Raw genomic sequence first — 22,641 nt, forward strand, 5'->3', positions numbered from 1 at the left:
GACATCAAGAAAATGTTTCCAAGAACAATACACGCAGTTACAATTCAAGGTTTTCTAATAAAGCTAACTTTATTTGTATTTGGGCTACAATTAAATAAATCCATTAACTAGCAACTTGAATTAATTAGTTTTTGATGATCATTTTTCGTCAGTTCGAGGTTTAATTTTTTTAGAAAAAAAGCAATATAAAATGACGTTGCAACCTCTCGTCAGTTCGAGTGAATTTTCTGAAAATGCAATAGCTTTTTCAGAAAATTTGTATCGAGAACTATTTTTTAATAAAAACGTCATAGGTAGTGATCCCGATTTTCATCGGGATTGTATCGAGAACAGAAAAATTATCATTAAAAACGGTTCTCGATACATTTTTTGTTCCGTTTCTCTGCACAAAAAAAACTCGAACTGACGTTTTTATTATTAGTCCTTTAGATGGAATACCCCAAAAGAAGATGCTGTATGAAAATTTGGGGTTTCCGTTTCAGGATTAACCCAGGTAATCCAGACAGGTTCAAAATTGACATTATCTTTAGAATTGTATTTTGCCCTAAAAACACCTGCTTCTATTTTATTTCCTTTAATCAAATTTAATTTGTTTAAAGAATCCAGACTGATAGCTCCTTCTACAGTAAAACTGCTATCATTTTTTGATGATTTGATCCTAATATCATCCTTTGGCCAATTCCAGTTAAAATCGAAATTTTTATTTGGATACGCTATAAAATCCATTATTCTTGCCTGAGTATCTATTTCTAAACAGTAGTAGGGATTTAATGCATCATCTGGTCTGAAAAAAAGTTCAACTCGGTCTGAGTTATTAATACTGTCTGCTGTATCATCTGTTGTATCAATATGAATTTCTGAGTCAAAAACAGTAAAGCAAAAAAAGAAATTAGCTCCATCATATAATGCCCTAAATTCAATTTTTGAAGGTTCCTCTGAATCCCATGGCGAAATAAACCGGCTTAAAACTTCTGATTTCCTCCAGACATCACTCTCCCCTTTTCCGGTGATTTTTAATTCTTCTTTATTAATCAGATTGACTTTATAAATATTATTTTCATTTTCCATAATGCGCAATTTATTCTAGAATATTTGTCCGGATTTATTTTTTACAAATATAGTGTGCTCGAGAACATTTTTAATACAATTGCTTGTTTTTTTTATAGTGTATCGCTACTTTTGTCACATAAAAGCTTATAAAAATCAATAATTAAAAAAACAAATAATTTATTATCAGTTATTTACATTTAATTATTTGGTTTCAAATTTTATTTCAAACTCTTGTTTTTGTTTATAAAATTTAAAATTTGCTCTCATGTTTAAATTCAGCTTTAAACCATGAAAAATATTAAAAACAGGATCATCTTATCATCGAAACAACTACACCAATAATCAGCAAAAACACAATTATTTTAATACAAAAAAATATTAATTATGACTTTAATAAAATCCATCTCGGGAATAAGAGGAACCATTGGCGGAGCTGCAGGAAATGGCTTTACACCAAACGACATTGTATCTTTTACAGCCGCTTTTGGGTATTGGCTAAAAACAAAAGACACTGCAACTAAAAAAATAGTAATTGGCCGTGATGCCCGAATTTCGGGAGAAACAGTTTCTAAAATTGTAAGCGGTACTTTGCATCTGATGGGACTGGATGTTGTTGATTTAGGATTATCCACAACACCAACAGTAGAAATGGCGGTGGTTGCCGAAAAAGCTTTGGGTGGAATTATTTTAACCGCCAGTCATAATCCTAAGGAATGGAATGCCTTAAAATTATTGAACGAAAAAGGCGAATTTATTTCTGCCAAAGACATAACTGTTATTTTAGAAAGCATTGAAGCTGAAAATTACCAATATACCGATGTAGACAATTTGGGAAGTTACAGCCTAAATAATGATTATTTTAACTATCATATTGAAGCAATTAAAGCCTTGCCTTTGATTAACACTGAAGCCATCAGTAAAAGAAAATTTAAAATTGCTGTTGATGCGGTCAATTCGACCGGAGGAATTGCAGTTCCTTTATTACTGAATAATCTCGGGATTGATCAGATTGAACTTTTACATTGTGAACCAACAGGTAAATTTGCCCACAATCCTGAACCGTTAACAGAAAACTTAGGAGATTTAATCAAAAAAATGAAGGAAGGCAATTTTGATATTGGCATTGCCGTAGATCCTGATGTTGACAGGTTGGTTGTAATCTGTGAAAACGGAGAACCTTTTAATGAGGAATATACTTTAGTGGCCGTTTCAGATTATGTGTTATCACACCAAAAAGGAAATACGGTTTCTAACTTATCCTCTACCCGTGCACTAAAAGATATTACAGAAGCAAGAGGTGGAAAATATTACAGCGCTGCCGTAGGAGAAGTAAATGTTGTCGAAAAAATGAAGGAAGTGAATGCCATAATTGGCGGAGAAGGAAACGGTGGCGTAATCTATCCTGAACTGCATTATGGCAGGGATGCATTAGTTGGAATCGGATTTTTATTAAGCTATATGGCTGAATCAGGTCTTTCATTGTCAGCATTGAAAGAACAATTTCCATTGTATTTTATGTACAAACACAAAATCGATCTTCCGGACAATTTATCTATGGAAACCATTTTGAAAAAAGTATTAGATAGATACTCCAATTACACAATCAACACAATAGACGGTATCAAAATCGAAATGGATAACAGCTGGGTTCATCTGAGAAAATCCAACACAGAAGCCATTTTACGTGTTTATTCGGAAGCTGGTACTTATGAGCAGGCAAAAGCAATTGCATTAGAAATTAGCAATTTAGCAATTTAAATGGTGGTTTAAATTAATCACAAACTCCTAACTTATTCAACTGTGACTTCTTAGATTCTATAAAAGTATTTAAGTTTGGATTTTAAGTCTCAGTAACTGAATGTTTTTAGAACCCTGAAAATTAATTTATTTGTACATTCAATATCTTCAAATCATCCATAAAATGGTTGGAGAATTCAACCTTACTCACAAATTAACAAATCAAAAGTCTTGGAAATTTAAATTTCTAAGACTTTTTTTTAAAACAAAAACAAACAATATTTTCAAATATTTGGTTCCGAATTGTCTTAGGGCAAAAAAATTAATAAAACACTTCGATATTTAAAAATTCAAATCAGGTAAATCTTCAAAATTCTAATTTCCTGAATATCTGAATTTTTCTAAAAAAATTATTCCCGGAACATTTTAAGGTTTAAACAAATATTCAGATTTTCTTCAAAATTCATTTGTAAATTAGCCTTATGAAAATCTTAATTATCGAAGATGAGCAAGAAATTGCTCAAAGCATTAAAAATTATTTTAAAACAAACGGAGTTCAGTGTGAAACCGCCGAAAACTACGATTTGGCTTTAAATAAAATTGACAACTACGATTATGACTGCATCTTGTTAGATCTTATGCTGCCCGATGGGGATGGTTTTGATATATTAAGAGAACTAAAAAGAAAAAACAAAACCGAAGGCGTAATTGTTATATCTGCCAAAGAAACTTTAGAAACCCGTATTGAAGGTTTTAATCTTGGCGCAGATGATTATCTTACCAAGCCGTTTCATTTAGCCGAACTTTTGGTACGAATGCAGGCATTGATTCGACGTAAAAATTTCAAAGGCAACAACAGCATTATTTTCAATGAAATTGTAATTGATATTTTCTCTAAAACCGTTACCGTAAACAATCAGAAATTAGACATTACCAAAAAAGAAATTGATTTATTATTATTTTTAATAGGTAACAAAGATAAAGTTTTATCAAAAGCTGCAATCGCGGAACATCTATCAGGAGATATGGCCGATATGCTCGATAATCATGATTTTATATATGCGCATATTAAAAATCTTAAAAAGAAATTAAGCCAGGCCGGCGGCGGAGATTATATTAAAACTGTATATGGACTAGGATATAAATGGGAAAATGAATAATAAAAAACTGCTTCATAAAACCACCAACAGCTTTCTTACCTATGCTGTTATCATATTGCTGACAGCGGCACCTGCATTTTATTATACCTGTCAATGGCTTTACATTTATGAAACTGATGAAGTACTGCTTTTTCATAAGGGTGATTTTGTTAAAGATAGCCACCAAAATTACACTGCCAATGATATTGCCGCATGGAATAAATACAACCCCAATATCAGGATTGTTGCTGATATGGGAGTAAAAAAAGACTCAATCGTTGGCAAAATGATCTTTGAACCTGTAGCCAATGAAAAAGAACCCTTTAGAGTTTTATACGCCCCTGTCGAAATCAACGGAAAAAAATATACCTACATAGAAAAACGCAATCTGGTAGAAATGGAAGGAATGGTTTTTAGTGTAGCCATTATGTTTCTGTTTATCATTATCATTTTATTGATTGGAATCATTTGGATTTCAAAAAGATTAACTAAAAAATTATGGAAACCTTTTTATAATACACTAAATCAAATTCACGATTTTGAAATTGATAAAAATAAACCACCACATTTTATCTCCACAGATATAGATGAATTTGACCGACTTAATAAAAGTCTTGAACAGCTTATTGAAAAAAATACAGCCATATATAAAAGCCAAAGAGAATTTATAGAAAATGCCGCCCATGAACTACAAACACCATTAGCGCTTTTTCAGACTAAAATAGATACTTTATTACAGTTAGAATTAAACAAGGAACAATCTCATCTTGTCGACTCATTAAGCAAAGATGTTTCGAGATTAAACCGGCTAAATAAAAACCTATTACTGCTTTCTAAAATTGACAATGAAACTTATCTTGAAAAAAATACCATTTTGCTTAACGATTATATCAAAAAGCATCTGGATTTTTTTACCGAACAGGCCAAAGCAAAAAACCTTACGATTATAACCGAATTTATTTCAAATCTTTCTATTAACGGGAATCCTGCTTTGACAGAAGTATTAATTAATAATTTGTTTCTTAATGCCATCCGTCACAATGAAAAAAATGGAAAAATAATCATCAGCACACATGATAACGTGCTTACTTTTCTCAATACAGGTCAGCCAAAACCATTGGTAATTGACAAGTTATTTAATCGCTTTTCAAAACTAAATCCTTCCTCTCAGGGTAACGGATTAGGTTTGGCAATTATTAAAAAAATTGCTGATTTGAACGACTGGGAAATCAGTTACTCCTTTTATAATGATTTGCACTGTTTTAGTGTCAAATTTTAAAAATTCAGACTTCCTACAGAATCACTTTTAAACTTTGTACTGCATTTTATTTATTAAAAACACCGTACAATGAAATTAAAAATGATTCTAATGCTTTCACTTCTTACAATGAAAGCTTTCATCATAACAGCACAAAACCATTCAGCAGCAGTCTCGGGACTTGTAAAAGACAAAAACACAAAACAGACTGTTTTATATGCCAATATTGTTTTAAAATCTGCCACAAATCAAAAATTTATTTCAGGAACAGTTACCAATGAAGAAGGTCGTTTTACGCTTCCTAATACCGCTTCCGGAAACTATTTACTTGAAATTACTTTTACTGGTTATAAAACAAAAACACAAAAAGTATTTGTAGGTACATTGTCTGAATATCTGGATTTAAATACTATCGAAATTGAAGAAGATATTAATGCGCTATCAGAAGTTATAGTAAATTCAAAAGCTGCTGAGGTAAGTTCAAAAATGGATAAAAAAGTATTTTCTGTTGCTGATAATATTACCCAGAGCGGCGGATCGGTTTTGCAATCTATGCAGAGTCTTCCGGGAGTTACTTTAAATGACGGGAAAGTTCAGTTAAGAGGAAATGATAAAGTCATGATCCTGATTGACGGAAAGCAAACTGCCTTAACCGGTTTTGGAAATCAATCCGGTTTGGATAATATTCCGGCATCTGCTATCGAAAAAATCGAAATCATTAACAATCCTTCTTCCAAATTTGATGCTAACGGAAATGCCGGAATCATCAATATTATTTATAAAAAAAACAAACAGGAAGGACTGAATGGTAAAGTGGGAATCAGTTCAGGATACGGCGCACTTTGGGAGCGAAAATCAAACCTCCCAACAATTCGTCCTCAATACCAGATGACACCAAAAATGAATCCGTCATTTTCATTAAACTATCGCAAAAACAAAATAAATACTTATGTTCAGGCAGATTATCTTTATACAGAAACACTCAATAAAAATGAGTTTGTAACACGTACTTATGACGATGGAACCATCATTAACCAACAAACAGTACGCAATCGTAATACCCATTTTACGACTCTAAAAACCGGAGTAGACTGGAATTACAACGACCATAATACATTTGCTTTTTCCGGACTTTTTGGAAGCGAAAAAATTATCGATAACGGAGATGAGCCGTTCTTTAATCAGGATTATTCTGATCGTCTGCGCCTTTGGCAGTTTCTCGAAGATGAGCTTAAAACAACCGTTATGGCAAGTGCTTCTTATGAACACAAGTTTAAGGAAGCTGGTCATAAATTAAATGCCGGAATCAATTATACCTATCACAGAGAAGATGAAAAATATTTCTTCACGAATATTATGCCTTCTTTTACCGGAAAAGATTCTTTTAAATTACTTTCAGACGAAAAAGTAATTGATGTGAATTTTGATTATGTCGAACCTTTAAAATATGGCCGTTTTGAAGCTGGTTTTAAATTCAGAAACAGAGAAATTCCAACCAACATGCAATTCTTTCCCGGACAAAACTCCCCTATTGATGCCAATGCCGGAGGATGGGCCAATTACAAGGAAATAATCCCTGCTTTGTATTCTAATTACATCTACGAAACCAATAAAATCGAAGCAGAAGTTGGACTTCGTTATGAGTATGTCAAATTACAATATGATGTAAATCCAAATCATCCTACTTATAAAAGTAATGGTTATCATTATACTGAACCTTTTCCAAGTGTTCGTTTTGGATATAAAATAGACGACCAAAATAAAATAACAGCCTTTTATAACCGAAGAGTTGACAGACCAAGTGAAGTTGATATTCGTATTTTTCCGAAGTATGATGATGCCGAAATCATAAAAGTTGGAAATCCCGGACTTCGGCCTCAATTTACCAGTGCTTTTGAAGTGGGCTATAAAAAAAATCTTGAAAAGGGATATTTTACCTCTTCCTTTTATTACAGAGTCATAAACGGAACCATTATACGTATCGCTACGACTGTTCCCGGCAGTACACTTATTTATAATGTATTTCAAAATGCAGACGAAAGCAGTTCTTTCGGAATTGAAGCTGTTTATTCTAAAGAAATTACTTCTTGGTATTCTTTCAATATAAATGGGAATCTGTATAAAAACACCATAGATGCTTTTACAGTAACCAATTTATATCCAACTCCAAGTACTTATCATGGAGAAGAACAAGAGATTGTATCCGGAAACTTAAAATGGAACAATACGCTCCAGCTGAACAAAAATCTAAAAGGACAATTATCGATACTACATCTGGCTCCGGACATTATTCCGCAGGGAAAAGTAAATTCGAGATTTTCAGTTGATTTGGGATTAAAAAAGACTGTTCAAAAAGGAAAAGGTGAAGTGTTTTTAAATGCTACAGATATTTTTAATACATTAGTATTACAAAAAAAAATAAAAGGAATAGAATTTAACTACAAAACTAAAGATTATTATGAAACACAGGTAATTAGATTTGGCTACAACTATAAATTTTAATTTTCTTAATAAAGCCAAAATTCAGATTTAATTCAGAATTAGATTATAAAATTTGCGAACTTATTTTAATTATTATGATTACATTACCTCCAAAATTCGGCAGATATTCGTTGTTGTTTCACTTTATAATATGGTTTTTACTCCTGTCGCAATTCTTAAGATTATGCTTTTTTGTCTGGCAATATGACGAAGTTTCCTGGAATATAATTGATTTATTCAGAACATTTTTTACCGGTTTATTCTTTGACATTGGAACCATTACTTTTATTTCTCTAGCAGGAATAGTATATCATGTAATCATACCCAACAGATGGATTGGCTCTTTATTTGATAAAATATTTGTTTGCTTTTTTACAGCACTGACCACCTTTATATTGGTGTTTACATTTTTTGCAGAACTAACTTTCTGGGACGAATTTAAAAACCGATTTAATTTTATTGCTGTTGATTATCTAATTTACACCCATGAGGTAGCCGCTAATATTCAGCAGTCTTATCCTTTGCCTTTATTGATTTCCGGTGTATTGTTTCTGACTTTTTTCTTTCTTTTTATATTTTATAAAAGAAATGCCTTCAAGGATACTTTTACTTATAAAACTTGTCCAAAAGCAAGAATAAAAATTCTTTCTGTTGCAGCTGCCATTGCACTTTTTTTCGGATTTTTTATCCATAACTATCAGGCAGAATGGTCTTCAAACCGTTATAATTCTGAAATTTCAAAATCAGGTATTTATTCTTTCTTTGCTGCCTTTAGAAACAACCAGATGAAATATGTTGATTTCTATACTTCTATTGATAAAGAGAAAGCCTTTGGTATTATTAAAAGTAAATTGGCAGATTCCAACTCAAAATTCAATTCAAAAGGATATTCTATTCACAGAACCATTACGGATAGTACAGCATCCTTAAAAAACAAAAATGTTGTTTTTATACTTGTGGAAAGTCTCAGCGGAAGCTTTCTTAAAGAATTTGGAAATAAAGAAAATATCACCCCTTTTATGGACAGTTTGGCGCAGAAAAGTATTTTTTTCAATAATCTTTATGCTACAGGAACAAGGACTGTTAGAGGTATGGAAGCCGTGACGCTTTGCATTCCGCCAACACCAGGACAATCTATTGTAAAAAGACCTGAAAATCAAAATCTCTATACGGTATGCAGCGTTTTTAAATCACGAAATTATGATTGTAATTTCTTTTATGGAGGCGATGGGTACTTTGACAATATGAATGCTTATTTTGGCGGAAATGGTTTTAACATCTATGACCGCGGGCGTGGAAGCGTTTTAAGCGATCAGATCAAAACAATCCGAAATAATATTAATGACGATGAAGTGACTTTTGAAAATGCATGGGGAATTTGTGATGAAGACATCTTTAACAAAATGCTTAAAGTAGCCGATTTACAATATCAGTCTAAGAAGCCTTTCTTTAATTTTGTAATGACTACTTCTAACCACAGACCCTATACCTATCCTTCAGGAAAAATTGATATTCCTTCTGGAAAGAGCCGTCAGGGAGCTGTAAAATATACCGATTTTGCTTTAAGGGAATTATTCAAAAAAGCAAGTCAGAAGCCTTGGTTTAAAAACACTGTTTTTGTTATCATTGCTGATCATTGTGCGAGCAGTGCCGGAAAAGACGAAATTGATGTTGCTAATTATCATATTCCGGCTTTTATTGTAAACTTACCACAAGAATACAATCAAAAAATAAACAAACAATGTTCTCAGATTGATCTTTGGCCTACTCTGTTTTCGCTTTTCCATTGGAATTACCAATCTGATTTTTTTGGAAAAAATGTATTGGATCCAAAATTTGAAGAACGCACTTTTATGGGAACGTATCGTAAGCTAGTAATGATGAAAAAAGAAAAAGTAATGATTCTCTCAGATCAGAAAAAGCAGGCATTTTACACTTGGAACAAAAAGGATAACAGACTAAAATCAATACCGATGAATCAGCCATTTCTGGAAGAGACTATTTCATGGTATCAGACTGCCGATTACCTTTTTACAAATAAACTTTTAAAATAATAATGACATATATTCATTTTATTATTAATCCCATCTCAGGAAGCGGAAAGCATAATTTATCAGCCTCTTATATTCTTCAGCATTTTCCTTCCGGAGAATTCAAAGTTGAAGTAAATTATACCAAACACAAATCGCATGCTGTTGAATTGACAAAAGCGGCGATAGCCAATAAACCTGACTATATTATTGCCTGTGGTGGAGATGGTACTATTAATGAAGTGGCGTCCTGCTTAGTAAATACAACTATTATTTTGGGAATAATTCCTGTAGGATCAGGAAATGGTTTGGCATCAAATCTAAATATCCCAAGAGATTTTAAAAAAGCAATTGCTATTATTAAACAGGGAAAAACAACTTCTATTGATGTTGGAAAAATAAACCAACAATATTTTTTCAGTAATATGGGAATTGGTATTGATGCTTTAATCATAAAAAAATACGAACGCTCCGGCAACAGAACATTATCTTCTTATGTAAAAGCAGCGCTATCATCAAGTTTTGAATTCAAAGTTCAGCCTGCGATTGTTTCTTTTGGAGATCAAGTACTGAAAGTTAACCCTTTTATGCTGTTTGTATCCAACTCAAATGAGATGGGTTATAACATGAGCCTGACACCAAAAGCAAGCCTTAGCGATGGCGTACTGGATATGGTTATTATACCTGAACTGACGTTTATTGAGAAATTACTTTTGGGATTTAATGTGCTTCGAAATTCAATCGAAAAATTCAAGAAAGCAAAACACTATTTAGTAGATGAACTACACATTGAAATGCCTTTAAAAACATTTACAGATATCCAGATTGACGGAGAGCAGCACAATATAAAATCTAATATAATAACGATTAGTATAATTCCAACTGGATTAAAAGTATTGACTTAATTTTTTTAGAATTTTTAATCTCTAAATAATCCCTTCTGTTGAAGAATTATGGCCCATCGCCTAAAACAGTGGATTTCAAAAAAGACAATTTTCTTAGTGAAACATAAAAAAATCCGCTAAATCCGTAGCTGCCGAAAATTGATTTTCCATTAATTATGATGAAGAACCAGAATTATTTAGAGATTTTATTTTTGAAGATAATTTAAAACTGCACCACCAAGCCACATCCCGCCTGTTTTCCATTATAAAACGGCATAAGCATAGAAGATACTCTGTTTTCTTTTGATGGAAAAATTTTATTTTTTACATAAGGAAAAATCCAGTAAGCAGCCTTAGTGCTTAATATTCCGATACCGGCAGCCGCAACCACATCAGTGAGCCAGTGTCTGTTATTGTACATTCGGAATAATCCGGTTCCTGTGGCTACAAGATACCCGCTTATTCCGTACCAAATTGACTGGTCTTTGTATTCCTGGTATAAAAATTCAGCACCTGCAAACGCATTAGCCGTATGTCCTGATGGGAATGAATTATTAGATGTTCCATCAGGTCTTTCTACTTTGGTAATACTTTTTAAGGCAAAAACCGCTGTACTCATCATTAAATAAGAGCTGGCCAGAATGATGGATCTGTCTTTTAAGTTGTTTTTCCCTTTAATTCCTAAGGCATTCAGTGCATAAACAGAAGCTGCAGGTGTATATTGAGAAAAATCATCAATCGTGATTTTGTGGTCAATATCTTCCTTAACTTCTTCCCTAATATCAGCGTTATAACTTTTTAACTGATCGCTTTCCAAACCTATAAAACCATAGCCAATTAAAACTCCCGGTATTATAAGCTGTTTATAATTAAATTTTAAATTATGCACAGTATCCTGTACAACAACACTGTCATTTACCGCACTTTGTGAATACATCATTGTACCGCCTAAAAAAAATAAGAAGAGTGTTTTTAACATCGTGGAGAAAATTAGAAATTAGTAAAACATTCAATAAAAATAAACGTAGTTTTTCTCCATAGTGAATATGTAATTTGCTTAGAAATTTTAAACAAAGTTGAGTCTCAATTTTGAATAAATTCTGTATTTCGAAGTTTAGAATGAAATTATTTTGAAGTTTTAAAGAATATATGACAAAATTCAACCTGCCCTTAACTCGTTGGATGAAATTGATTAAAAAAAAGATTTGATTATAAAAAGTATAAAATCTGAAGTAAATCATCATTTATAACTTAAGAATTTGATGTCATCCTGAGCGGAGTCGAAGGCTTTTGAAAACGAAAGAGCTTCAACTAAGTTTATCCTGAGCGAAGACGAATGGACTAAGCCTGACATTTATTTTTAATTTCTGCCAACGGTTTACTCTTAAATAACTTTGTTAAAAACACTTCTTTTTAATTTGAAATTAAGCCGAAACTCGATGCGATTGCCACAGAATTATGAACAAACAAGCCTCATTGAAGTTAACTATCTATAAATGTGATGTTTTAAAAATAATTGATTTTTTTTTCAAAAAATCTTTTGTGTATTGCAAAATTAATTGCACTTTTGCACCCGAATTAACAAAGCAGGTCCGTTCGTCTATCGGTTAGGACGCCAGGTTTTCATCCTGGTAAGGGGGGTTCGATTCCCCCACGGACTACTACAAAGAGAACTTATTTGAGTTCTCTTTTTTTATACCCTAAAATCAAGGTTTTACAATACTCTTATATATTTTAGTAGAAGACAAAAACAGGAATATTAACATACACTATCTCCTTCAGAAAATAATGTAGTCAAATGTTAGAACACATTATAAAAGCATACATCTGCCAATAAAATATTTTAATGGCAGATGTAATAACAAATCAAATTTCGACTGAATTCTATTTCATCGTATACGAAACACTATTAGCTTCACAAAGCCTAAAATATCCTAACGCAAAATCTTTTGTATCGTTAGTGTTGACAATATTCCCTCTAATATTACCAGGTGTTGTACCAAAAGGATTTGCACTTGATGCTTCAAAAATTAGATTCATATAGTTATAAACGTTTTTTGAAATTCCACGATGCACGATTTGAACCGTTTTTCCCGGTTTTAAATCTGTATCTGAAAATTCGTCCGTTATTTCGTTTCCGTTATACAAATCATCATTTGACATTAAAGTGTAAGGAATTTTCAAAAAATCGGTTGTAAAATACGAAAGGTAAAAATTTTGCTGATCAGCCGGATCGTCATAAAAGATGGAGAGTACCAATAAGTCCGGACCTGATATGTCTGGTCTGTATTCTTGTTCTATTCTCTTAATTGGTGTTACAGGAGTCATTTTTTCTACAGCAGTAAAACTTTTTCCTTCAGCCTCAACAAAAAGAGTGTACTCCATATTTAGTACCGGGACGAAATCATTACAAACATAAAAACCCGGTTCTGTTTCTGTAAAAGTAAAAACAGTACCTTCACTGTTTTCAACACGTACCTGCGCTCCCGAAACTTTTGGTGTACTGGTATTATAATAAGGAGCCATTTTGCTTATTTTTATGGTTTGTACCTTTCCGTCGGTATCTTTATTCCAAATGATTTCAGCATCAATTACTATTTTAGCTTCGCCTGTTTCAAGATCAAGATTTACCACCTCTTCACAAGAGGATAGCAATAAAATAAAAAGAAAACTGCATAAGAGTAGTACTTTACTTTTAAAATTATTTTTTGCTGCTTTATTCATATTTTTAAAATTTAAAATTATAAGAAACCCCTGGAACTAATCCGTAAATTGATAGTTTTTTGGTTTCATTTTGTCCTGTATCCTCATTTGTGGCAAATGTTATCGAAGCAGCATTTTTTCTATTGTAAATATTGTAAATGCTAAATACCCAATAGCTTTGCCATCCCTTCTTTTTATCTGGTTTAGGCGTATAAGTTGCGGCTAAATCTAAGTGATGGTAAAGAGGAAGCCGATTTCCATTTCGTAATGAAAAATTCGGTACGTTTAACCCAGCAAAGTCATAATATCCATTAGCATAGGTAACAGGCTGACCAGATTGTAATGAAAAATTAGCATTATATGACCACTTTGCGCTTCGTTCATAAGTAGCCACAACGTTTAAGTTATGTAATTTATCATACCCTGATAAATACCAATTGCCGTTTGCAATTCCTGGCTCTTCAGGAGTTCTTCCCGGAGTTTTTTGCTCTGCTCTTGACAAAGTATAAGAAACCCAGCCATTAAAGCGGCCAGTATTTTTTCTGAACAATAATTCCATACCATACGATCTGGCTTTACCACTCAGGATTACCTGCTCTATATTATTATTAGCCAGCAAATTGGCTCCGTCAACATAATCAATACGATTTTGATTTTTTTTATAAAACAATTCACCTTCAAAAGAATAATCACGATCTTTTATATTCTGAAAATATCCTATCGCATATTGATCCAGTAATTGTGGTTTCATAAAAGGACCGCTGGGTGTCCAGAGATTCATTGGCAAAGGCGATTGCGTGTTGGATAACATATGAATGTATTGTGCCATTCTGTTATAACTTGCTTTTACAGATGCTTCTTCGGTAAAAGCGTATGACAACGCAGCCCTTGGTTCAAAATTGTCAAATTTACTTATGGTTTCGCCACTTTTATAAGATATGGTTCCCGTTGGAGTACCTTCCTCATAGATATTGTATTTTGGATTGTATACTACTGATTGCCCATCAGTATAAGTACTTATTTCTTCGCTACCCAAGCGATAGAATAAACTGTAGCGAAGTCCGTATCGCAGATTCAATTTCTCGGTAATCTGATGTTCAAAGTCCAGGTAAGCAGCAGATTCAAAAGAATATTTTTTATCCAACTGTTGGTAATTATACTGTGAATCTGAACTGGTAGGCTGCACTGTTCCGGGATTAAAATTATAATAAGTACCTTCAAGTCCGTAATTCAGTTTAAAGTTTTGAGTAACCGACTGATTCCAATTGTATTTTAAACCATAAGTTTGAACAGTGTTCTTCCATTTGAACTCCTGAAAATCCAGGTTAAGGTTAAACTTGTAATCACTGTAGAAAACGGATAAGTTGGTATTTAAATCATCTGAGAATTTATGCTTCCAGTTAACAATTCCCATCGTATTTCCAAATTGAATGTCTACCAGATTATTTAGGCGAATAACGTCATTTCCTAAATAACCAGAAAAACTAACTGTATTGTTTTCATTAAGGCGATAATTAAATTTAGCATTTAGATCATAAAAACTAATACCAGCCTTGAGATCGGTTAATTTTAAAAACATATTTACATATGTTGTACGACCACCAATTATAAAAGAACCTTTGCCTTTTTTTATAGGTCCCTGTACCAAAAGGCGACTTGAAATTAAGCCTATTCCTCCATTTACCTTATAATTTTCAAGATCTCCTGTTTGTTGGTTTACATCAAGAACAGAAGAAACCCTTCCTCCAAATTTAGAAGGAATACCTCCTTTGTATAAATCTAAACTACTCATCATGTCGGCATTAAAAACAGAGAAAAAACCAAACATATGCGAATCTCCAAAAACGGGTGCACCGTCCAGTAAAATCAGGTTCTGATCAGCTGCTCCACCACGGACATTAAAGCCAGACGAAGCTTCGCCTGCATTGGTAACACCGGGCAGTGTCAGTAGTGATTTTAAGGGATCCGGCTCGCCCATTGCAGCCGGAATCTTCTTAATATCTTCCATGTTAAGCTTATTAACACTCATCTGAGTATTTCTCACATCAACTGCTTTGGTGTTGGTAATAATTACCTGTTCCAGCTGCTGGCTATCGGCATCCATAACAAAGTTTATTCTTTCATCATCAGAAATTGTTATTAGTTTTTCTCCATTTTTAAAACCAACATAACTAACGATAATTGTATAAGTCCCTTTATTCAATTCTATTGAAAACTTTCCGTCTGCGTCAGTCGTAACACCTCTTTCCAGTTCTTTGATAAAAATATTGGCACCAATAACAGGCTCTTTGTTCTCGTCTAAAACCTGACCGGTTAACTTACTTTTTTTTTTGGCTGTAGCTGCTTTAGCGTTTTTCTGCTTTACGAAAATATTATTTCCGACAATTGAAAACTGAATCGAAGTGTTCTTGTTAAGCTCATTGATAAGTGCTTTTATTTCGATATTTTTATAAGTGTTATTTTGATTAAAATACTTTTGACTTGTATTAATCTGATCCGTAAAGGCAAACTTAAAATCTGTTTGACCCTCAATTTGCTTAAACACTTCTTTTAGTGTCATGTTTTGATCTACAGTTACAGTCACATTTTGAGAGAATATACATAAACTGAATAAAAAAAAGCATGCTGAAATTATATGCTTCATGAAATTTTGTATTTTTGAATTATTATTAAACGGGATAGTGCTATACTACCCTGACTCTGAGAAGGATGTTTAGTTTCGCGGCTAGTGCATCCTTTTTCTTTTCTATCGAAAAGTAATCTGTTTTAAAGCTTCATTTATTTCAAAGTTTAGGTTATACATTTCTGATATTAATTGCACAATTGTTTTTAAATCTTCTTTTTTATTGATTCGGATTGTAATACGCTGATGATCGTATTCCTTTGGGATAGTCATTTTGTACCCATAATTAGCCATAATATAATCACTAACAACACTCAGTTTTTCATTTTCAAAATCAGTAAACCTGTTAAATTCGGCTACCTCGGCAATGTTGTTTCCGTACATAAATTTTTCACCCGGTTTTAGTATCCATTTTTTATCCTGGGCTTTTACATTCATTTGGACACTTCCTTCGTAAAGAGCAACGGTCACTCCTTTTTGTACATTTCCCTGAACCGTAAAACTAGTCCCTAACACAGTAGTTGTCGTTTCATTGCAAAAAACCTGAAAAGGATGTTTTTTGTCTTTTTTTACCTTAAAACAAGCTTCACCATCAATTTCAATTTTTCTGTTGTTTTCAAAATTATTGGCATAAGTAATTTTAGATTTCGGACTTAATTCTACTTTAGAACTGTCTGGCAAGAAAACAGTTTTTACTGTTAAAGTTCTATTTTCAATTACATTTGAAGTAAGATAAAATTTATCCTGTAATGGGCTTCTGTTAAAATAAATACCAGTTCCTATCAGCATAAAAATAAGAACAGCTGCGGCTGATACGTAGCGCCAAATTTTAAACTTTGGCTTTTTAACAGCAAAGGTTTTAGTTTGAAATTGTTTCCACGAAGCTTCTTTTTCGCTGTCTGAATGCAAAAGTGGAATTTCGTTCCATAATTTTTCAAATTCCTTGTCCAGTTTTTCTTTATCCATGACCTTTTATGGGTTAAGTTTTTTACAATAAAATCCTTGTTTAGAAAAAACACCGTACACCATTTCCTGAATATCTCTGTTGGTTTCGATCTTAAGAATTCTTTCGCGGTTTTTAAAATCAAAATTGATGATACAATCAGAAATGATGAATTGCAAAAGAGTTACAAGCAGGCTTGCATCTTTCTTTGTTCTCACATTCGTTTTATACGCTTCGATATGCATTTTTTGTTCTCGTTTTTATATATAACAAACGAGGATAAAAAAGTTCCTAATCGTTTTCGACTTTTTTTCGAATAAATTTACTGGCGAGGTAAATATGATTGGCAATTGTCTTTTCGGAAAGATCCGTAATTGCTGCAATCTCCTTATAGCTAAGATTTTCCAGTTTATGTAAAGTAAAAATTTTTTGCTGCTGCTCAGGAAGCTGATTTATGAAATTTTGTAGTTTTTCCTGTCTTTCTTCAAAAATTCCTGTTTCCGTATCTTCCTGTTCAGGCTGAAATTGTGAAGGATCGAGCTGTATAATTTTATTTTCGCGGTTAACATGATTAATTATGATGTTCTTGCATATTGTAAACAATTGTTTATCAAACAAAACATCTTCATTAAGCAATTCTTTTTTATTATAAAGTCTTAAAAAAGTTTCCTGAACAAAATCCTGGGGCGTGAGAACTGTAAAATTAAATCGTTTAGCAATGTTTATCAGTTTATCATAATAATTTAAATAAGCCTGCTTAAACGAATCCTCATCGCCTTTTTTTAAACTTAAAATAAACTTTCTGTTGTCCATAACGTAAACATGATAATAAAACCTAACTCAATGTCTAAAATAATATTGCACGCTACTATTTAAGGTTCCTGTAATTTTTCTAAAGCAGCTTAAAACACAATACAAAGAACAGAAAATTATTCTGAAATATTTATACGAAAATTATTTTTCGGATATTGAAAATACAAGACTTACAAGTAATACTTCAGGCGAGCTATAGCTTTTCTTAGATAAAACTTATTTTTTATTAAAAATTAAAAATAAAAATCTTACATTTTAATATTTTTTTTTAAAATTTAATCCTAAATTTGAAACTGTTTTCAAAAACTAAAAAGTATGTTCAAACGTATATACAAGAAAACGATAATCTTTAATGAGAGAAATTCAATTCACTGGAAACGTTTTTGGAAAAACATTGAATCCTATCTTATTACTGATTGTCGTTTATTCTTTTTCATTCAAAATCAACTCAAAAAAATCTCCTTAATCTAAAATCTAAACTTGTAATAACAATAAATTTCCAATTTAGAATTAATAACCCAAAATGATATTTATATTTACTTAATACGTTTGGTGAAATTAAAAATAAGTGTCAGGATAAGCCACTTCGGCTTCGCTCAGGATAAACTTAGTTGAAGCCCTTTCGTGTTCAAAACCCTTCTAATCCGCTCAGGATGACATCAATTCCTTAAGTTGCAAATGATGTTTCACTCCTGATTTTTATACTTTTATAATCAAATCCATTTTTTTAATCAATTAAACAAAATGCATAATAGCGCATTTTAAATTGATACCTTTATAATTCAAAATTTAACCATCTAAATAATATAGGTGTTTTTCTACACTTCCTTTTTTCTAAACCTTTTATTCGTCTCCTACGTAATATCTGACAGTAGGCTTTTTTTAAACGAAATTGACTTTTAAGAAAAAAAACTCTTGAAAAAACAATCAAAAATATCAGTTTATTTTTTTCATAAAACCATAAAAACAAAACAGTTAGAAAGAACAGATTTATATTTAAAGGAATAAACACTCGATTTTTATAACAATTTTAAAAAAAAGAGTTAATTTAGTACAACAGCTTTGTCAATGTTCTGAAACATGTCAAAGCTGTTGTTTTCTAATATAACACCGTAAAAAATCTAAACTTTTACATTGAAATAATAAAATTTAAAATAAAAAAGCAAAATGAGATTAGAAGATTTTGATAATGATGAGGATAAAGTAATTCAGGATCGTTTGAAACAAAAAACGTGGAATGAAATCAGAACCAATGACAGTTGGGCAATTTTTAAAATCATGGCCGAATTTGTAAACGGATACGAAAGCATGGGGCGTATTGGTCCGTGTGTATCTATTTTTGGATCAGCAAGGACAAAACCGGATGACAAATATTACTTACTGGCCGAAAAAATTGCCTATAAAATTAGTAAAGCAGGTTACGGCGTCATTACAGGCGGAGGCCCCGGAATTATGGAAGCCGGAAATAAAGGTGCGCATTTAGGCGGAGGAACTTCTGTTGGTTTAAATATCGAATTACCATTTGAGCAGCATTTCAATCCGTATATCGATCATGATAAAAACCTGAATTTTGATTACTTCTTTGTCCGAAAAGTAATGTTTGTAAAATATTCGCAAGGATTCGTAGTAATGCCGGGAGGATTTGGAACTTTAGACGAAATGTTTGAAGCCATTACCCTGATTCAGACTAAAAAAATTGGCAAATTCCCAATTATATTAGTAGGTGTTGAATTTTGGTCAGGATTAATCGAATGGGTAAAAACAGTTCTGGTTGAGAAAATGCAAACGGTAAGCCCTGATGACTTAAACTTATTCAAGATCGTAGACACTGAGGATGAAGTGGTTGACGCTCTTGACAAATTCTACAAGAAATACGATTTAAGTCCGAACTTTTAATATTTTTCTACCATATAAGTAATATAAGTTCATTTAAATGTGAACCTTGTAAAGTAAAAAAACTTATATTTTCTTAAATCACTTATATGGTGAAATTACAAAAAATGAGAGCTGTTTTTTAAACAGCTTTTTTTATACTATTTTTACAATAAAACCAATATAGTCATATATCCGTAACTTAAGTCATATCTTAAATTTAAAGCCATCATTGAAATCGTTTTTTAAAATTATTCTCTTCGTTTTTGTTTTAATGTGCTCATTAAAACAATATGCACAACATCAGTCTAAGATGGAGGTGGCGGTTAATGCTGAACTAAAAACCCTGCATGTAAAACAGGATATTATTTATCACAATACTTCAAACGATTCTTTGGATTCTATTGTTTTAAATGACTGGAATAATGCTTTCTCTGATAAAAACACACCACTGGCACTTCGCTTTTCAGATGAATTTTACAAAGGTTTTCATCTGGCCAAACCCGAAGAACGCGGAAATACAACAGTTCTTGAACTCACAGATGCTCAGTTTATGGCTCTGGAATGGCAAAGAACCAGTGACAATCCTGATTTTATTGTAATCAAACTAAAAAACAAACTACCACCTAACAGTAAAATTGATTTACATCTTACTTATATTTCTAAAATTCCAAGCGATAAATTTACTCGTTACGGTTATACTCAAAATGGCGGAATGACTTTAAGAAACTGGTTCTTGAGTCCTGCCCGTTTTGAAAATCATCATTTTATAAAACACCATAATTACAATCTGGATGATATTGCAAATGCTGTAACTGATTATGAATTACAAATTAAAATTCCAAATTCATATACCATTACCACAGATTTGGATTCTGTTTCTAAAGACACTTCTTCTCCAGCATTCAGCACTTATCTTTTTTCAGGAAGCAGCAGAACCGATTTTAATGTATTTATTGAAAAACAAAACACCTTCAACAGTTATAATAACGGAGAACTGGAAGTGCTTTCAAACTTAAAAAACAAAAGGCTGAACGAGATACAAAAAGCCTTAATTATCAACAGGGTAATCACTTTTTCTAATGATTTCATTGGAAAATACCCGCATAAAAAAATTACCGTTTCTCAGGCAGATTATGACCGGAATCCTTTTTACGGTCTTAATCAGCTGCCATCGTTTATCAGTCCGTTTTCGGATGAGTTCCTGTTTGAAATTACTTTCTTAAAAACCTATTTAAACAATTATCTTCAATATAGCCTTCGCCTGGATCCGCGAAAAGACAACTGGATTTATGACGGAATCCAGATCTATACGATGATGAAATTCATGGAAGAAAACCATAAAGATCAAAAGATGCTGGGCAGGCTTTCGGAAATGAAACTCTTTAAAAGTTTCAACATTACCAATCTGACATTTAACGAACAATACAGCTATTACTATATGCTGATGGCCCGAAAAAACCTGGATCAGCCTTTGGGAGAACCCAAAAACGCACTTATAAAATTTAACGAACAGATTGCCAGTAAATATCGAGCAGGTTTAAGTCTGAGTTATCTGGATAATTATTTGAACCATAATATCATGCCCGAAAGTGTTCAGGAATTTTATAAGCTAAACAAAACACAACAAACTGACCGAAATGATTTTGAAGAAATAATAACTAAAAACAGTCCGAAAAAAATTGACTGGTTTTTTAAAACGATTATTGATTCCAGAGATATTATCGATTACAAATTTTCTGATGTTTCAAAAACCAAAGACAGCATACAGTTTTCTATAAAAAACAAAACAGAAACTTTTGTCCCTGTTTCTGTTTACGGACTCAAAAAGAACAACATCGTTTTTAAACAATGGATTGAGCCTAAAAACAATGATTCTGTATATATTTTCGAAAGAAAAAATGCGGATAAAATTGTTTTGAATTACGATAACGAAGTTCCGGAATACAATCAGCGCAACAACTGGAAATCATTAAAAAGTCTGGTAATTACAAATCGCCCTGTCAAATTTAATTTTGCTAAAGATTTAGAAGATCCATATTACAATCAAATATTATATGTCCCAACTGTTGCTTATAATTATTATGACGGGTTTGCTCCCGGCATTCGTTTTCATAACAAAACAATATTAGACAAACCGTTTACATTTGATATCAACCCTTCTTATTCTATTAAGGCCGGAACCTTTTCGAGCTCATCCGCTTTTTCCTTAAATCATTATTTTCGTGACAGCAGACTATATAACATCAGATATTCTATAAGTCAGAATTATTTTCATTATGCACCGGATGCCACCTATTTCAGACTAAACCCGATGGTACAGTTTCGAATTCGGGAAGAAGATTTTCGAGACAACCGAAAACAATTTATCATTGCACGTCAGGTAATTGTAAATCGGGAAGCAAGTACATACATAACCGACAATTCCAGTCCAAATTATTCTGTGTTTAATCTTCGGTACATGAATACCAAAACCGAATTGATTAACCATTTTAATTTTATGACTGATGTGCAGTTTTCAGGAGATTTTGGAAAACTGGCCGGAGAAATTGAATACAGAAGGCTGTTTGAAAATAATCGTAAATTAAATTTGAGATTATTTATTGGAAGTTTTTTATACAACACAACAGATTCAGATTATTTTAGCTTTGGTTTAGATCGTCCTACCGATTATTTATTTGACTACAATTTTTACGGAAGATCAGAAAGTACAGGTTTTTTCAGCCAGCAATACGTGATTGCTGAAGGAGGATTTAAATCTATGCTTGAACCAAGATATGCCAATCAATGGATGACTACTTTTAATGCAAGTTATTCGATATGGAACTGGATTGAAGCCTATGGGGATCTTGGTTTTACCAAAAACAAACATCAAAAGGAACATTTTGTATATGACAGCGGTATCCGATTAAATCTTGTACCGGACTATTTTGAAGTTTATTTTCCTGTTTATTCGAATAACGGATGGGAATTTTCTCAAAATAAATACAATGAAAAAGTTAGATTTGTTATCACATTGTCTCCCAAAACATTAGTCAATCTTTTCACCCGAAAATGGTTCTAATCATTCGTTTTTTAAACAAAAACATAAACTATTACCAATAAAAT

The 22,641-nt window shown here is 32.3% G+C and carries 15 protein-coding genes, 1 tRNA gene and 1 pseudogene; 10 read left to right on the top strand and 7 right to left on the bottom strand.

The features are described from left to right. Window positions 1-111 (top strand): annotated as a pseudogene (locus FLV_RS20060) (IS982 family transposase); the annotation flags it as partial. 306 nt (window positions 112-417) lie between these two features. On the opposite strand, the gene FLV_RS18960 reads toward FLV_RS20060, so the two are convergent. Then, window positions 418-1,068 carry a sugar-binding protein gene (locus FLV_RS18960; RefSeq protein ID WP_243236289.1) on the bottom strand — a complete coding sequence of 217 codons (651 nt, stop codon included), beginning with the start codon at window positions 1,066-1,068 and terminating at the stop codon, window positions 418-420. Window positions 1,069-1,434: 366 nt separating this feature from the next. On the opposite strand from FLV_RS18960, the gene glmM reads away from it, so the two are divergent. The 6 genes from glmM (at window position 1,435) to FLV_RS18990 (ending at window position 10,600) form a co-directional block, all read left to right on the top strand. Continuing rightward, the gene (glmM, locus tag FLV_RS18965; protein WP_243236290.1) at window positions 1,435-2,808 is read left to right on the top strand and encodes a phosphoglucosamine mutase; all 1,374 of its coding nucleotides are present in this window, start codon (window positions 1,435-1,437) and stop codon (window positions 2,806-2,808) included. 461 nt (window positions 2,809-3,269) lie between these two features. Then, on the top strand, window positions 3,270-3,947 hold the full coding sequence (locus FLV_RS18970; protein ID WP_243236291.1) for a response regulator transcription factor: 678 nt from the start codon (window positions 3,270-3,272) through the stop codon (window positions 3,945-3,947). After that, a complete protein-coding gene (locus tag FLV_RS18975; protein ID WP_243236292.1) occupies window positions 3,940-5,205 on the top strand; it encodes a sensor histidine kinase in 1,266 nt (421 codons plus the stop codon). Before FLV_RS18970 ends, FLV_RS18975 begins: the two co-directional genes overlap by 8 nt. Window positions 5,206-5,274: 69 nt before the next feature. Continuing rightward, entirely contained in the window at window positions 5,275-7,686 is a 2,412-nt protein-coding gene (locus tag FLV_RS18980) for a TonB-dependent receptor domain-containing protein (protein WP_243236293.1), read from the top strand. A gap of 74 nt (window positions 7,687-7,760) precedes the next feature. Further along, entirely contained in the window at window positions 7,761-9,719 is a 1,959-nt protein-coding gene (locus FLV_RS18985; RefSeq protein WP_243236294.1) for an LTA synthase family protein, read from the top strand. A gap of 2 nt (window positions 9,720-9,721) precedes the next feature. Further along, complete coding sequence (locus FLV_RS18990) at window positions 9,722-10,600, top strand: diacylglycerol/lipid kinase family protein (protein ID WP_243236295.1); 879 nt, start codon at window positions 9,722-9,724, stop codon at window positions 10,598-10,600. Between the two features lie 202 nt (window positions 10,601-10,802). Here the strand turns inward: FLV_RS18990 and FLV_RS18995 are convergent, their stop codons facing one another. Continuing rightward, on the bottom strand, window positions 10,803-11,558 hold the full coding sequence (locus FLV_RS18995; protein ID WP_243236296.1) for a phosphatase PAP2 family protein: 756 nt from the start codon (window positions 11,556-11,558) through the stop codon (window positions 10,803-10,805). Between the two features lie 610 nt (window positions 11,559-12,168). Between FLV_RS18995 and FLV_RS19000 the strand changes: the two genes are divergently transcribed. After that, window positions 12,169-12,240 (top strand) — tRNA-Glu (locus FLV_RS19000). Window positions 12,241-12,463: 223 nt separating this feature from the next. Here FLV_RS19000 and FLV_RS19005 read toward each other — a convergent pair. From FLV_RS19005 to FLV_RS19025, 5 genes are all read right to left on the bottom strand, one after another. After that, window positions 12,464-13,303, bottom strand: a complete 840-nt coding sequence (locus FLV_RS19005) for a DUF4249 domain-containing protein (protein ID WP_243236297.1) — start codon at window positions 13,301-13,303, stop codon at window positions 12,464-12,466. A 4-nt stretch (window positions 13,304-13,307) separates the two neighbouring features. Then, window positions 13,308-15,926 (bottom strand): TonB-dependent receptor, encoded by a 2,619-nt coding sequence (locus tag FLV_RS19010; protein WP_243236298.1) that lies wholly within the window; start codon window positions 15,924-15,926, stop codon window positions 13,308-13,310. Window positions 15,927-16,028: 102 nt separating this feature from the next. Continuing rightward, window positions 16,029-16,871 (bottom strand): FecR family protein, encoded by an 843-nt coding sequence (locus tag FLV_RS19015; protein ID WP_243236299.1) that lies wholly within the window; start codon window positions 16,869-16,871, stop codon window positions 16,029-16,031. Between the two features lie 6 nt (window positions 16,872-16,877). Then, window positions 16,878-17,093 carry a hypothetical protein gene (locus FLV_RS19020; RefSeq protein ID WP_243236300.1) on the bottom strand — a complete coding sequence of 72 codons (216 nt, stop codon included), beginning with the start codon at window positions 17,091-17,093 and terminating at the stop codon, window positions 16,878-16,880. Between the two features lie 46 nt (window positions 17,094-17,139). Further along, complete coding sequence (locus FLV_RS19025) at window positions 17,140-17,661, bottom strand: RNA polymerase sigma factor (protein WP_243236302.1); 522 nt, start codon at window positions 17,659-17,661, stop codon at window positions 17,140-17,142. Between the two features lie 1,167 nt (window positions 17,662-18,828). On the opposite strand from FLV_RS19025, the gene FLV_RS19030 reads away from it, so the two are divergent. Next, a complete protein-coding gene (locus FLV_RS19030; RefSeq protein ID WP_243236305.1) occupies window positions 18,829-19,557 on the top strand; it encodes a TIGR00730 family Rossman fold protein in 729 nt (242 codons plus the stop codon). A 289-nt stretch (window positions 19,558-19,846) separates the two neighbouring features. After that, complete coding sequence (locus FLV_RS19035; protein ID WP_243236346.1) at window positions 19,847-22,597, top strand: aminopeptidase; 2,751 nt, start codon at window positions 19,847-19,849, stop codon at window positions 22,595-22,597. The last annotated feature ends 44 nt before the right edge of the window (window positions 22,598-22,641 follow it).

The sequence above is a fragment of the Flavobacterium pectinovorum genome (assembly GCF_022802975.1).
GTDB classification, from domain to species: Bacteria; Bacteroidota; Bacteroidia; order Flavobacteriales; family Flavobacteriaceae; genus Flavobacterium; species Flavobacterium pectinovorum_B.

Excerpts from the sequence above, each read along its gene's own strand:
- FLV_RS18960 (WP_243236289.1), bottom strand. The coding sequence starts at position 1,068 with ATGGAAAATGAAAATAATATTTATAAAGTCAATCTGATTAATAAAGAA.
- glmM (WP_243236290.1), top strand. The coding sequence starts at position 1,435 with ATGACTTTAATAAAATCCATCTCGGGAATAAGAGGAACCATTGGCGGA.
- FLV_RS18970 (WP_243236291.1), top strand. The coding sequence starts at position 3,270 with ATGAAAATCTTAATTATCGAAGATGAGCAAGAAATTGCTCAAAGCATT.
- FLV_RS18975 (WP_243236292.1), top strand. The coding sequence starts at position 3,940 with ATGAATAATAAAAAACTGCTTCATAAAACCACCAACAGCTTTCTTACC.
- FLV_RS18980 (WP_243236293.1), top strand. The coding sequence starts at position 5,275 with ATGAAATTAAAAATGATTCTAATGCTTTCACTTCTTACAATGAAAGCT.
- FLV_RS18985 (WP_243236294.1), top strand. The coding sequence starts at position 7,761 with ATGATTACATTACCTCCAAAATTCGGCAGATATTCGTTGTTGTTTCAC.
- FLV_RS18990 (WP_243236295.1), top strand. The coding sequence starts at position 9,722 with ATGACATATATTCATTTTATTATTAATCCCATCTCAGGAAGCGGAAAG.
- FLV_RS18995 (WP_243236296.1), bottom strand. The coding sequence starts at position 11,558 with ATGTTAAAAACACTCTTCTTATTTTTTTTAGGCGGTACAATGATGTAT.
- FLV_RS19005 (WP_243236297.1), bottom strand. The coding sequence starts at position 13,303 with ATGAATAAAGCAGCAAAAAATAATTTTAAAAGTAAAGTACTACTCTTA.
- FLV_RS19010 (WP_243236298.1), bottom strand. The coding sequence starts at position 15,926 with ATGAAGCATATAATTTCAGCATGCTTTTTTTTATTCAGTTTATGTATA.
- FLV_RS19015 (WP_243236299.1), bottom strand. The coding sequence starts at position 16,871 with ATGGATAAAGAAAAACTGGACAAGGAATTTGAAAAATTATGGAACGAA.
- FLV_RS19020 (WP_243236300.1), bottom strand. The coding sequence starts at position 17,093 with ATGCATATCGAAGCGTATAAAACGAATGTGAGAACAAAGAAAGATGCA.
- FLV_RS19025 (WP_243236302.1), bottom strand. The coding sequence starts at position 17,661 with ATGGACAACAGAAAGTTTATTTTAAGTTTAAAAAAAGGCGATGAGGAT.
- FLV_RS19030 (WP_243236305.1), top strand. The coding sequence starts at position 18,829 with ATGAGATTAGAAGATTTTGATAATGATGAGGATAAAGTAATTCAGGAT.
- FLV_RS19035 (WP_243236346.1), top strand. The coding sequence starts at position 19,847 with ATGGAGGTGGCGGTTAATGCTGAACTAAAAACCCTGCATGTAAAACAG.